The sequence below is a fragment of the Ensifer sp. ENS07 genome (assembly GCF_014852185.1).
GTDB lineage: Bacteria > Pseudomonadota > Alphaproteobacteria > Rhizobiales > Rhizobiaceae > Ensifer > Ensifer adhaerens.
Genome location: NZ_JACVBE010000007.1, coordinates 62,873 through 75,515 on the forward strand (window position 1 = coordinate 62,873; position 12,643 = coordinate 75,515).

At 61.3% G+C, this 12,643-nt stretch carries 10 protein-coding genes; 9 read left to right on the plus strand and 1 reads right to left on the minus strand.

The features are described 5' to 3' along the window. The first annotated feature begins 83 nt into the window (after positions 1-83). From IB277_RS21280 to IB277_RS21300, 5 genes are read left to right on the plus strand one after another with little or no spacing between them, the layout of a single operon-like run. Positions 84-1,847, plus strand: a complete 1,764-nt coding sequence (locus IB277_RS21280) for an NAD(P)/FAD-dependent oxidoreductase (RefSeq protein WP_192371611.1) — start codon at positions 84-86, stop codon at positions 1,845-1,847. Positions 1,848-1,865: 18 nt separating this feature from the next. Beyond that, positions 1,866-2,693, plus strand: coding sequence for an SDR family NAD(P)-dependent oxidoreductase (locus IB277_RS21285; RefSeq protein WP_192371612.1), 828 nt, complete (start codon positions 1,866-1,868; stop codon positions 2,691-2,693). Positions 2,694-2,723: 30 nt separating this feature from the next. After that, positions 2,724-3,599, plus strand: coding sequence for a 3-keto-5-aminohexanoate cleavage protein (locus tag IB277_RS21290; RefSeq protein ID WP_192371613.1), 876 nt, complete (start codon positions 2,724-2,726; stop codon positions 3,597-3,599). After that, on the plus strand, positions 3,596-4,159 hold the full coding sequence (locus tag IB277_RS21295; protein ID WP_192371614.1) for a carboxymuconolactone decarboxylase family protein: 564 nt from the start codon (positions 3,596-3,598) through the stop codon (positions 4,157-4,159). Before IB277_RS21290 ends, IB277_RS21295 begins: the two co-directional genes overlap by 4 nt. Beyond that, a complete protein-coding gene (locus IB277_RS21300) occupies positions 4,156-5,157 on the plus strand; it encodes an amidohydrolase (RefSeq protein ID WP_192371615.1) in 1,002 nt (333 codons plus the stop codon). Before IB277_RS21295 ends, IB277_RS21300 begins: the two co-directional genes overlap by 4 nt. Positions 5,158-5,202: 45 nt before the next feature. On the opposite strand, the gene IB277_RS21305 is transcribed toward IB277_RS21300, so the two are convergent. Next, a complete protein-coding gene (locus tag IB277_RS21305; protein ID WP_192371616.1) occupies positions 5,203-6,657 on the minus strand; it encodes an aldehyde dehydrogenase family protein in 1,455 nt (484 codons plus the stop codon). 376 nt (positions 6,658-7,033) lie between these two features. Between IB277_RS21305 and IB277_RS21310 the strand changes: the two genes are divergently transcribed. The 4 genes from IB277_RS21310 (at position 7,034) to IB277_RS21325 (ending at position 12,555) form a co-directional block, all read left to right on the plus strand. After that, the gene (locus IB277_RS21310; RefSeq protein ID WP_192371617.1) at positions 7,034-8,572 is read left to right on the plus strand and encodes a sugar ABC transporter ATP-binding protein; all 1,539 of its coding nucleotides are present in this window, start codon (positions 7,034-7,036) and stop codon (positions 8,570-8,572) included. 33 nt (positions 8,573-8,605) lie between these two features. Beyond that, complete coding sequence (locus tag IB277_RS21315; RefSeq protein ID WP_246812775.1) at positions 8,606-9,814, plus strand: ABC transporter permease; 1,209 nt, start codon at positions 8,606-8,608, stop codon at positions 9,812-9,814. 226 nt (positions 9,815-10,040) lie between these two features. Next, positions 10,041-11,015: a sugar ABC transporter substrate-binding protein gene (locus tag IB277_RS21320; RefSeq protein WP_192371618.1), complete on the plus strand. Its 975-nt coding sequence runs from the start codon at positions 10,041-10,043 to the stop codon at positions 11,013-11,015. 64 nt (positions 11,016-11,079) lie between these two features. Then, entirely contained in the window at positions 11,080-12,555 is a 1,476-nt protein-coding gene (locus IB277_RS21325) for an aldehyde dehydrogenase (RefSeq protein ID WP_210339643.1), read from the plus strand. Positions 12,556-12,643 lie beyond the last annotated feature (88 nt).

Sequence of the window (12,643 nt, forward strand, 5' to 3'; positions counted from 1 at the left end):
GCTTCCCCTCCCGTCGAGTATTAGTTGTGCTCTGGCCGCATTAAGCTTGCCCGAAAGTGCAGTCTATTCATGGGAGGCAAAGGATGGATCAGGCTCAAGCGGGTACGGCCGCGACGGAAACGGAATTGGTCGTTCAGTGGCTGGCGGCGTTCGAAACGGCTCTCGCGGCTCGTTCCGAGCCCGCTTTGCGGAACCTGTTTTGGGACGACGCGCATTGGCGCGATCTCATGGCCTTTACCTGGACGATCAAGCCGCATGACACGCCCGACGCTGTGATCGCCGGCCTGCTATCAACCCAGGCCGAGATCGGGGCCCGGAACTTCCGCTTCGCCGGGAATCGCACCGCGCCACGCAGGGTGCAGCGGCACGGCGTGGCGTCCATCGAGGCGTTCTTCTCGTTCGAAACGAATGTCGGCCGGTGCAGCGGCATTCTCCGCCTTGTGGCGGACACCCCTGAGAAGGCTTGGGTGCTAGCGACCACTCTTGACGAACTGAAGGGACACGAAGAGCCTATTCATGGCCGCAGGCCGGCCGGCTCGGCTTATTCGCGCAACTTCGGTGGGGAGAACTGGAGCGACATCCGGGCCCGCAAGATCGCGTTCCAAGACCGTGAGCCGGCGACCGTGATCATCGGCGCCGGACAGGCGGGTCTGTCGATCGCCGCTCGGCTGGGTCTGCTCGGCGTCGATACGCTGGTGGTCGATCGCCGGGAGCGTGTCGGCGACATCTGGCGTGAGCGCTACCATTCTCTGGCTCTCCACAATCAGGTGAACCTGAACCATCTGCCCTACCTGCCGTGGCCGCCGAACTGGCCGAAGTACCTTCCCAAGGACATGATCGCCGGTTGGCTGGAAACCTATGCCTGGGCGATGGAATGCAACGTCTGGAACCACACCGAATTCCTTGGCGCAACCTTCGACGACGAGAAGGGAGAATGGAGCGTTCGGCTGCAGCGCGCGGACGGTATCGAGCGTATCGTCAAGCCACGGCATCTCGTTCTTGCGAACGGGGTCGCCGGGCGGCCCTATACGCCGAAACTGCCGGGCCTGGAAAACTTCAATGGCACATTGATGCACACGCACGCGTTCAGTGATGGCTCCAAGTGGAAGGGCAAGAAAGTCCTTGTGGTCGGCGCTGGCACCAGTGGTCACGACGTTGCGCAGGACCTGCATGGTCACGGCGCAAAGGTGAAGGTAATCCAGCGCGGCTCCGCTACGGTCGCCAGCGTGAAAGCTGCCGGCCTCGTTCACTCCGTCTACTATGACGAAAACCTGCCGCTCGAAGATGCCGACATGATCGCTGCCGCAAGCAGTTACCCGCTGCTCGTGCGGGGTTATCAAGCCGCGGTAAAGAAGATGAAGGTCATGGACAAGGACCTTCTCGACGGTCTCGTAGCCAAGGGTTTCAAGCTCGACTGGGGGGAAGACGAAACGGGTCACCAGATGAAGTTCCGTCGCCGACATGGCGGCTACTACCTCGATTGCGGTTGCTCTGGGTTGATCGCCAGCGGTGAAGTCGGTCTCCTGCAGCATGAGGACACCGCCCACTATGTCGAGAACGGTCTCCTGATGAAGGACGGCACGATCGAGGAGGCCGATCTGATCGTCACCGCGACTGGTTATCAGAGCCAGGAATCGGTCGTGCGCGAGCTGCTCGGCGACGAAGTCGCCGACCGCGTGGGGCAGATCTGGGGCATCGACCCGAACACCGGTGAAATTGCGAACATGTTTACCGCGACGCCGCAGCAGGGCCTGTGGTTCGCCGGCGGCGGTTTCGCTCATGCCCGTATTTACTCGCACTATGTCGCGATGGGGATCAAGGTACGCGAACTCGGCCTCGTGGCCTGACGATCCGCGGGAGGAAAGATGCTCAGTTTGGAAGGAAAGGTGGCGTTGGTCACCGGAGCCGGCTCGGTCGGCGAGGGTTGGGGCAACGGCAAGGCTACGGCCGTCCTCATGGCTCGCCAGGGCGCAAGTGTCTGTGGGGTTGATCTCAGCGCGGAGGCGCTGGCATCGACGAACGCGATCATGGAAGCGGAAGGGCTGGCGGAGCGCTGGCTCCCCCTTGCCTGCAACATGACATCGTCGACGGATGTCGAGGTGCGGGTCGCCGCCTGTATCGAGCGGTTCGGTCGGATCGACATCCTCGTCAACAATGTCGGCGGCAGTGCGCCTGGTGATCCTGTCTCTATGCCGGAGGAAACCTGGCATCAGCAGCTCGACCTTAATCTGACGACGGCCTTCCTTGGGTGCAAGCATGTGCTTCCTGTGATGGTCCGGCAGTTCGAGGAGAGCGGCAAGGGCGGCGCGATCGTCAACATCGGCAGCGTCGGGTCGATGACCTTCCAGCTCGGTGGGCGGGTGAGCGCGGGCTATGCAGCCTCCAAGGCAGGCCTTGTCGCCTTCAGTCGGTCCACCGCCATTGCCTATGTTCGTCAGGGCATCCGTGTGAACACGGTGATACCGGGGTCGATGCACACGCCGCTGGTCGAGCACAGGCTGGTCAAGCAACTAGGGGCCGGGGATGCGCAGGAGCTGATCGCCAAGCGGCATGCCGCCGTGCCTATCGGGCGCATGGGGGATGCGTGGGACGTCGCGCACGCCGTGCTGTTCCTTGCCAGCGACGAGGCTGGCTACATCACCGCGACACAGCTCGTCGTCGATGGCGGCATGACGGCCGCACGGTCCCACTGAACAGCGAACATACCTAAGGGAGTGAACTGAATGAGCCGACCGGTCATTATCAGCTGCGCCGTCACCGGGTCCGGGGACACAACGAAACTGAGCCCATATGTTCCGGTGACGCCCAAACAGATTGCCGATGATGCGCTGGCAGCGCACGAAGCCGGCGCGGCGGTGGTGCATTTGCATGTGCGCCATCCGGATACCGGGGCACCGAGCCGGGATATCACCCTTTATCGTGAGGTTGTCGAGCGCATTCGCGATACCGGCAGTTCCGTGGTGATCAACCTGACGACTGGCATAGGCGCGCGCTTTTCTCCCGACGATGAAGACCCTAACCGAAATGCGGTGCCCGGCATGGCTCTGCCATATGACCGGATGAACCATGTTCTGGAACTGAAGCCGGACATCTGTAGCCTCGATGTCGCGACGATGAACTTCGGCAAGCACGCCTTCGTCAACACGCCCGATCATATCGAGCAGATCGCGACCGCTGTTCGCGCTGCGGGCGTCAAGCCGGAGCTGGAGGTTTTCGATCTCGGACATCTGGCGCTGGCCCGACACCTGCACGGCAAGGGTTTGTTCGAAGCCCCGCCGTTCTTCCAGCTTTGCCTCGGTGTGCCGTGGGGCGCTCCCGCGACGGTCGAGTCCATGCAAGCCATGAAGTACATGCTTCCACCGGGCGCAAACTGGAGCGCTTTCGGCGTCGGCTCGCAGCAGTTCCCAATGGCAGCGCTCGCGGTCATTCTAGGCGGGCAGGTCCGCGTCGGACTCGAGGACAATCTTTACATGGCCAAGGGCGTGCTCGCCGAAGGTAATGCGCCGCTCGTCGAGCGCGCCGCGCGGATCGTGCGCGAACTCGGTGCAAGCGTCGCGACGCCTGCGGAGGCGCGCAAGATCCTTGGTCTTGCGCCATGACGCGCCTTCATGAACTTGTTGGCGACGACCTTTCTGCCGAGCAGGCCGAGGTCGTCGGCGAGGCGGTATCGGGTCGGCGGGGAAAGGTTCCCGCGCCGATGATCGCCTGGTTGCGGAACCCCGAACTCGCCCGCAGGGCGCAGCGGCTCGGCGAGCTCCTGCGCTTCGAAACTTCGCTGGAGCCGCCACTGAGCGAACTAGCGATTCTGGTATGCGGTCGCCACTGGACGTCGCATCATGAATGGACTGCGCACAAGAAGATCGCGCTGTCGGTCGGTGTCGATCCGAAAACGATCGAGGATATAGCCGCTGGGCGGCAGCCGGTCACGATGGACGCACGCGAGGAGATGGTTTACCGGGTTTCCTCGATGCTGCTGGCATCCGGCCGGATAGACAATGTCTTGTATCGCCGTGGCGTCGACGTGCTCGGCGAGCGAGGTATGGTGGAGCTGGTGTCGATCCTCGGCTACTATTCCCTTGTCGCGCTGACGCTCAACGCATTCGAGATCGGCCTGCCGGAAGGCTACGCGCCTGAACTTGCCGGCGGGCAGTGCACATGATGGTTGCCCCAGGGCAAACGCGCGTCCGGCTGGAGCCGACCTTCGACCCCGCTCAGCCGATCGTCGATGCCCACCACCATCTCTACGACCGCGCGGGCGTTCGCTATCTCGCCGACGAATATTCGGCGGATCTGCGATCCGGCCACAATGTCCGCGCCACCATTTTCGTACAGGCGCGGGCGTTTTACAGGACTCAGGGGCCGGAAGCGCTCCGACCCGTCGGCGAAACCGAATTTGCGGCAAGCGTGGCGGAGCAATCCGTCAAAGCCGGCGGCCCGAGACTGTGCGCCGGGATCGTCGGCTACGCTGACCTGATGTCGGGGGACGCTGTCCGACCCGTTCTTGAGGCGCATCTTGCCGCCGGCAAAGGACGGTTTCGCGGCATCCGCCATATCCTCGCATGGGACGCGGATGCCAGTCTCTTGAATCCAGCTTATCCGACAAGCCAGGACATGATGTCCACCGCTGCCTTCCAAGCGGGGTTTGCCCATCTCGTCAAGCTCGGCTTGACGTTCGACGCATGGCTTCTCTTCCCGCAGATACCGCGTCTTGTGACCTTGGCGCGTCGCTTTCCCGAGGTCGGCATCGTGCTGAATCATTGCGGAGGCGTTCTTGGCGTGGGTTCCTACGCGAACAAGCGTGCGGAGGTCTTTGCGACTTGGCGCGAAGCTATGGGCGAGCTTTCCGCCTGCTCCAACGTCTCCGTCAAGGTTGGTGGTCTTGGCATGGCGATTTCCGGCTTCAACTTCGACCGGAGGGAAAGAAGCCCTTCGTCGGCGGACCTCGTAAACGCTTGGCGACCTTGGGTGGAATCCTGCATCGATCTCTTCGGGCCGAGGCGATGCATGTTCGAAAGCAATTTCCCGGCCGACCGGCCGAGCCACGGATATGGGGTCGGATGGAACGCGATGAAGCGCTTGGCTGCGGATCTGAGCGTCACCGAGCGCAACGCTGTGTTCCACGAAACTGCGACACGCTTCTATCGTCTCGAAAGCTGACAGACGTTCGGCCCGACAGCGTCGGGCCGAACAACTCCAGCACTTTCATCCGTGAATCGGGCGAAGCCTGCTTGCCTCGTCGGCAAAGCCGTAGACGGACTTCACCTCGAGATATTCCTCCAGCCCGAAGACACCCATCTCGCGGCCAATGCCGGACTGTTTGTAGCCGCCCATCGGCGACACGGAATTGGTCGCCGCGCCGTTGAAGGAGATGCGCCCTGCCCGGAGCCTGCTGGCGAATTCATATCCTTTTTTACGGCTTTCGCTGAAGACATACCCTCCGAGGCCGAACGGCGAATCGTTGGCGATTTCGAGCGCCTCAGCCTCGCTGGCATAGGAGATGACAGCCAGAACCGGACCGAATATCTCTTCCTTTGCGATGGTCATGTCCGGCGTCACGTTAGCGAAGACGGTGGGCTGCGTGAAGAAACCCCGGTTGAGTCCGTTCGGGCGCCCGAGACCCCCGCAGGCAAGCCGCGCCCCCTCGTCGATGCCGATCTGGATGTAGCGCTGGATGCTGTCGAACTGCGCCTTGCTGACGACAGGCCCCATCGTGGTCGCAGGATCGCGGGGATCGCCGAGCCGGTACTTTGAGGCCTCGTCCACAAGAAAGGGGATGACCGTCTCCAGCTGGCTTTCGTGCACCAGCATCCGGGTCGGAGCGTGGCAGGATTGTCCAGTATTGGTGAAGCAGCGCTGTATGTTCCATCGCGCGGCCTTTTCCAGATCGGCATCCATCAGGGCGATGTTGGCCGACTTCCCGCCGAGTTCCAGAGAAACGCGCTTGACCGTGCGTGCCGCTGCTTCGCCGACCTTGATACCCGCGCCGGTCGAGCCGGTGAAGGAGATCATGTCGATATCGGGATGGTTAGCAATCGCGTCCCCGACGATACGGCCCTTGCCGATGACGAGATTGAACACGCCCTTCGGGACACCGGCCTTTTCGAGAACTTCGGCGATCAGAATGCCACTCACAGGAGAGGCGTCGCTCGGCTTGAGGACAACGGTGCAGCCGGCGGCCAGCGCATACATCACCTTGAGAAATGGGTTCTGGACCGGCCAGTTCCACGGCGCGATGAGGCCGCAGACCCCGATAGGCTCACGTCGGATGATCGTGTCCTCGATCCTGGTTTCAAAATCATAGGTCTTCAGAAGGTTACGCGCGACCTTCAGGTGGTCGAGCGGCCCCATGACCTGCGCGCGCGCGCTCTTCGGAATGCCGACCTCGCCTGCGATGACGTCGGCGAAGTCGTCGAGGCGCTCCTCATAGGCGGCGATGATGCTGTCGAAGAGCTCGATTCGTTCCTTGACCGACGTTTCGCCATAGTTCTGGAAGGCCTTGCGTGCCGCGGCCACGGCCCTGTCCACGTCCTCGGCGTCGCCGCCGGCGGCGATGGTTGCATAGACATCCTCGGTCGTCGGATCAACCAGCTCCCTGGTTCCGGGCGACGAAGGCGCAACCCAGACGCCATCGATAAAGAGCTGACCGTAGTGCTTCATTGGCTTTCCTCCTCATTTCCCATCCCCCTTATTCCTAGTTCAAACGCGGTGCGAACGGTTGCCCATTCTGGTCCCGCGGGCCGCAAAAGACCTTTGCAGATCCGGCCGTGATCTTTACGGGCGGCGAGAAGATACTTTGCCGCTTCAAGCGTATCTGCCTGGTCGGCGGGCCGCTACGATGCCATGCGGGTGAAGGATGCGAGCGGCTTGGAGGAGCCAGCACCGACACCTTGCGGAATGGGAGGTCCTGAAGCGTCGCGAGTTGCGTGCCGTCCGGCGCGTCAAGCGGATTTCCGTGCCTGTTCGTTCACCAACCATTGGGTCCTCGTCGAAAGCGCTGTGCGTCAGGGCTGGCCGTGCGGGAACAGGGGAGAGTATGACGGATCAATCGCCGATAATGCAGCTTCGCGGCGTCAGGAAGACGTTCGGCACCAGTGTCTTCGCCTTGAAGGGCGTCGATTTGGACATCGCGCGCGGCATGGTCCATGGCCTGCTCGGTTCCAACGGCGCCGGAAAATCCACGCTGATCAAGATTCTTTCCGGTAGCTTTCCGGCCTCCGCCGGCGAGATCATCTGGCAGGGCAAGCCGATCGCGTGGACGGGTCCGCGGCAGGCCAACGAGATGGGCGTGGCAACGATCCATCAGCATATCCCGCTCGTGCGGAGCCTGTCAGTGATCGAAAACGTCTTTCTTGGCTCGCGTGGCTTCTGGCGTGACGACGAGACATTGCGCCAACGGTTTCATGTCCTGCGCGAACGCGTTGGCTATCACCTCGATCCGGACACGCTTGTAGGATCGCTTTCTATTGGTGCCCGGCAGATGGTCGCGATATTTCAGGCGCTCGGGACGGGAGCCGACCTCATCGTCATGGACGAGCCGACGGCGTCGCTTGCGGCTGAGGAACGCGAGATCGTCTATCAGACCGTCCGCACGCTGTCGCGAAAGGAAAACAAAGCCGTCCTCTTCGTCTCCCATTTCCTGGACGAGATCGTTTCGCTGACCGACCAAGTGACCGTGCTGCGCGACGGCGTTGCGGTCATGCGGTCGGAAACCAGCGAGTTGAACGAGGCGAAGATCGCGGAAGCGATCGTCGGCAAGGAAATCAAGGCGATGGAACGCGCGACATTCGACCGCGGCAGCGAACGCTACCTTGCAAAGCCGCATGAAACCCTGCTGAAAATCCGCAAAGTCGAATTGCCCGGGAGGCTGAAGCCGATTGATCTCGACATCAAAGCCGGTGAGGTCATCGGCGTTGCGGGCCTGCTCGGATCGGGCCGGAGCGAACTGCTGCATTGCATTTTCGGGGCGGAGGCGAACCGGAAAGGGGAAGTCCAGCTGGAGGGTAAGCCGCTCAGCAAATCAACCAGCGCTGCCGTCAAAGCCGGGATCGCCCTCGTTCCGGAAGACCGTTTCGCGCAGGGGCTGGTGCCCGATTTCGAGATATGGCGTAACGCCACCCTGCCGGCCCTAAACAAGGTCAGTTTCTTTGACTTCCTGCTGGATCGCAAACGCGAGGTCCATGTCGGCGAGGAAAGCATCCGCCGGCTCGCCATCAAGGCGCACTCCCCACATGTCGCCGTAAACACCCTGAGCGGTGGCAACGCCCAGAAGGTGACGATCTCAAAATGGCTGTTCAGTGACGTGAAGGTCTTCCTCCTTGACGAGCCAACCGCCGGAATCGACATCGGCGCGAAAACCGACATCCTCATGCTGGTTCGCCGGCTGGCAGATGCCGGCAAGGCGATCATCATTGTTTCCTCAGAATTCGAGGAACTGCTGGCCGTCAGCGACCGCATCCTCGTCCTTCGGGACGGACAACTGATCGCGGAAGTTCCGGCTAGCGAAACCTGCGAACACGATCTCGTGCTGCTGGCCGGCGGCCGGAGCGCTCAAAATTCCCATTCCGCCGCCTGACGGCAACATCCTTCTGAGTGGAGTGACACGGACATGTCCGACAATCATAGCATCCCTGTTGAGGCACAGCCCGCCACGGACGACGTGCGAACCGTGGCGCCGCCGATGGCCGAGAAGAAGGTGGTCGAGTGGAAGCGCGTCTTCGGTCTTCGGGAAATGGGCGTCTACTATGCCCTGATCCTGCTGATCGTTGTCCTTGCCATCATGACCAGCTACTTGGGTAAAGCGAATTATCTGAGCACGCAGAACTTGACGAACGTGCTCTACCAGACCTCCCTGACCGCCATGATGGCCGCCGCGATGACGGTCATTCTCATCACCGGCAATTTCGATCTCTCGGTCGCCTCGGTTGCCGCGCTCTCAGCGGCCGTGCTCGTCGGAACCGCTGAAACCTTCGGCTTCACGAACGCAATCCTGCTGGCTATGGCGGTGGCAATTCTCTGCGGGCTCGTCAACGGTGCGATCGTCATGGGGCTAGGGATCAACGCCTTCATCGTCACGCTTGGAACGCTGACTACCATCCGCGGCCTGGTTCTGCTCTATACGGATGGTCGTTCGCTTCAGGTTCAGGACATCGACATCCTGCTCCAGATGAAAAATTTCGAGGGGCAGATTTTTGATGTCGGCGTCGGCGCCGCTGTTGTCGGGCTTCTCATGATGGCGTTCGGCGTTTGGCGGCTGATGCGTGCGCGGTCCCTCACGCCGGTCATGGTGGGTATGATCCTCGGCGGCATCTGTCTTGCGGTAGTCAGTTGGGCGAGTGGCTTCCGTCTCGTGCTGCGTGCACCGGTGGTCTACACGGGCGTTTTCGTAGGCTTCGTTTGGTTCGTCTTGAGCTTCACGACAATCGGCCGCCGAGTCTATGCCGTCGGCGGTAATCCCGAGGCGGCGCGCCTGTCCGGCGTCAATGTCTTCGCATACAAGCTTGGAGCCTTCGTGTTCTGCAGTGCGGTCGCCGGCTTTGCAGGCATCCTTTTCGCGACACGCCTGCGCTCAATGGCGCCGACTGCCCTTCAAGGAATGGAGCTGACGGTGATCGCGGCAGCCATCCTGGGCGGGACCTCGCTCTTCGGCGGGGCAGGCAGTGTTGTCAAGACGGTCGCCGGCGCACTCCTCCTCTATTCACTCACCAACGGCTTCAACATTCTCAATCTCGGAGCGAACTACCAGGGCGTGCTCATCGGCATCGTCGTCGTGGCGGCCGCGGCGATCTATACCGTCGGGGGCCGGACGCGAATTTGACGGGCGGGAAGGGCTTGGGGGCTTCCCGCAGCCGATAGTCTGTGGGTTCACTTTTGCAGTTTCCGTCAAGGTCGTTTGCGACCCGCAACGATACCCGCCGGAAACCCCGGTGATAGCATTCTCAAGTCCGAGCTGGAGGGATCGCCCGTCGAAGAGGAGGCGAGGAGGATAACAACTACTCGGCATCTTATGAAACGGCGGCAAGCGCCAATTGGAGGAGGAATAAATGGGTAAAACCTTTGGGCTGGTTTTGTCTGCGGGGATTTCCGCACTGGCGCTTTCGGCCGGTGGGGCGTCGGCCAAGGACCTAGTTTTCGGGCTCATCGCAAACAACATGGCGTTTCCCTACAACGTCGTCCTGGCGGATGGTTTCAAGGAACAGGCGGCGGCAAAAGGCGTCAAGGTTATCGTGCTCGATTCCAAGATGAGCATGGAAACCCAGGCCAACCAGATGGATGACTTGCTTCTGCAGAAGGTCGATGGGATCGCCTTCATGCCGAACGATTCCGTGGCGGTCACCAGTCTGGTGGACAAAGTCGCCGCCGCCGGCGTGCCGATCGTGGCCAGCGCCGTTCCGGTGGGCGATCCGGCGAAGACCCCGGTCGACTATGTCTATCCCGCGCTGACTGCCCTGGTCTCCACAAATGACGTCGATGCCGGGCGTATTGCTGGTGAATACTCGGCAAACCTTCTGCCGAAGGACCGAGAAGTCAAGATCGCGGTCGTCGAAGGCGCTCCCGGCTTCTCCGTCGTCGGGCAGCGCGAGCAGGGTTTCGAAGCAGCGCTCAAGAAGGCCGGCATCCAGTACAAGATTGTTTCCTCGCAGCCGTCCGACTGGACGCCGGAATCCGGCGAACAGATTTGCCAGAACGCGCTCACCTCGGATCCCGATATCGACATGATCTTCAGCCATGCCGACGACATGGCGCTCGGTTGCGCGAAGGCGATCGATGCCGCCGGCTCACAGGCTCTGTTGATTGCGACCGGCGGCGGGTCTGATAGGGGCGCCAATGCCATCAAGCTCGACGAGATAGACGCTTCGGTCTGTACGCAACCCAAGCTGATCGGTGCCAAGTCCTTCGATATCCTCTATGCCGCCGCAACGGACCCGGCATCGGCGAAGAAGGGGCAATACGTCTCATACGACATGTTCGCCGTCACGAAGGACAACCTTGCCAACTGCCCGCTGACGGGCTGGTGACGCGGAGCTACTTAGTTACCGGACATGGCGGAGTTTTCGCCATGTCCCTTACCTTGATGGCAGGATGAAAATGATAAGCGAGACAATCGGTAGCAAGCTGTTTATCGGTGGCGAATGGGTAGAGCCGAAATCAACTGCCACGATCGAGGTGATCTCGCCCTTGACGGAAAAGCCTATCGCGTCGGTTGCCCGCGCGTCGCGCGAGGATGTCGATAGAGCTGTCTCCGCTGCACGTCAGGCCTTCGATACCGGTCCTTGGCCAAGATTTGCGCTTGAGGAGCGCATCGCCGCGATCCTGCGCCTGCGTGCCGAAATCGAGAAACGCACAGAGGCGTTCGCCGAGGTCATCACGGGAGAGATGGGTAGTCCCATTTCCTATTCCCGTATCGGCCAGGCCAGGACACCACTATCGATGCTCCAGGAACAATGCGAGATCGCCGCCCGCTTTCCCTGGACGGAATGGCGGAGCTCTCCGACAGGAAGCGCCTGCGTGGTTCGCTCGGCAAAAGGGGTTGTGGTCTCCATTGTGCCATGGAACATGCCGCTGGTGGCTATCGTCCAGAAGATTGGCCCCGCGCTGCTTAGCGGCTGCACCGTGATCGTCAAACCAGCGCCCGAGACGCCGTTGAGCGCCATGCTTCTCGCCGAGTGCATCCGGGAAGCGCAATTGCCGCCCGGTATATTCAATCTGGTTCCGGCGGACCGGGAGGAAAGCGAGTATCTCGCCCTGCATCCGGATGTGGACAAGGTGTCGTTCACCGGTTCGACCGTTGCCGGACGGAAGCTGGCCTCGGCCTGCGGCGAGCGTCTTCGTCCCATTACCCTCGAGCTTGGCGGAAAATCAGCAGCGATCTTCCTCGACGATGCGGATATCGCGGCCTCGGTAGAGGCTCTTCGTGTCGGGTCGCTGCGCAATTCGGGGCAAGTGTGCAGCCTGAAAACACGCATTCTCGTATCGAAAAAGCGTGAGAGCCAAGTGATCGAAGCCCTTGCCGGACTGATTGACTCCATGCCGATCGGTGACCCTTTCGATGCAAACACGCAGATCGGGCCCATGGTCAGCAAGAGGCAGATGGAGCGGGTATCGAACTATATTGAACAGGGCCTCAAAGAAGGCAGGGCCATTCGGGGCGGACTGGGTCGGCCCGCCGAACTCAATCATGGCTGGTTTGTTCGTCCCACCCTCCTTGCCAGCGTCCATCCCAATGCCGTCATCGCGCAGGAGGAGGTTTTCGGACCGGTGCTCGCCCTCTCGACCTTCGAGACAGAAGACGAGGCCATCGCGATCGCGAACAACTCGGCTTTTGGCCTTAGCGGCGCCGTGTTCTCGTCCAATCTGGAAAAGGCGATCGCGGTCGCCGGTCGGGTTAAGACCGGTGTCGTCGAGATCAATGGTCGAGGGATCGGTCATCACTCGCCGTTTGGCGGCGTCAAGGACTCCGGTCTAGGACGGGAGGGTGGCCCAGAAGGCTTTGATCCTTATGTCGATATCAAGTCGATAGGTTTGCCGAAGGAATATGTGGAAACACGACTTTTGTAGACTTCCGCTGAAGTCGGAAGGCAGAGTGCTAGTTCCTTGCGCGTGGTGACGGCTACGCTATTGTAGCCCGGCGACTCTATCACAAGGG

What these genes read in the sequence shown, in the direction of transcription:
- IB277_RS21280 (WP_192371611.1), top strand. Translation starts at nt 84, where the DNA reads ATGGATCAGGCTCAAGCGGGTACGGCCGCGACGGAAACGGAATTGGTC.
- IB277_RS21285 (WP_192371612.1), top strand. Translation starts at nt 1,866, where the DNA reads ATGCTCAGTTTGGAAGGAAAGGTGGCGTTGGTCACCGGAGCCGGCTCG.
- IB277_RS21290 (WP_192371613.1), top strand. Translation starts at nt 2,724, where the DNA reads ATGAGCCGACCGGTCATTATCAGCTGCGCCGTCACCGGGTCCGGGGAC.
- IB277_RS21295 (WP_192371614.1), top strand. Translation starts at nt 3,596, where the DNA reads ATGACGCGCCTTCATGAACTTGTTGGCGACGACCTTTCTGCCGAGCAG.
- IB277_RS21300 (WP_192371615.1), top strand. Translation starts at nt 4,156, where the DNA reads ATGATGGTTGCCCCAGGGCAAACGCGCGTCCGGCTGGAGCCGACCTTC.
- IB277_RS21305 (WP_192371616.1), bottom strand. Translation starts at nt 6,657, where the DNA reads ATGAAGCACTACGGTCAGCTCTTTATCGATGGCGTCTGGGTTGCGCCT.
- IB277_RS21310 (WP_192371617.1), top strand. Translation starts at nt 7,034, where the DNA reads ATGACGGATCAATCGCCGATAATGCAGCTTCGCGGCGTCAGGAAGACG.
- IB277_RS21315 (WP_246812775.1), top strand. Translation starts at nt 8,606, where the DNA reads ATGTCCGACAATCATAGCATCCCTGTTGAGGCACAGCCCGCCACGGAC.
- IB277_RS21320 (WP_192371618.1), top strand. Translation starts at nt 10,041, where the DNA reads ATGGGTAAAACCTTTGGGCTGGTTTTGTCTGCGGGGATTTCCGCACTG.
- IB277_RS21325 (WP_210339643.1), top strand. Translation starts at nt 11,080, where the DNA reads ATGAAAATGATAAGCGAGACAATCGGTAGCAAGCTGTTTATCGGTGGC.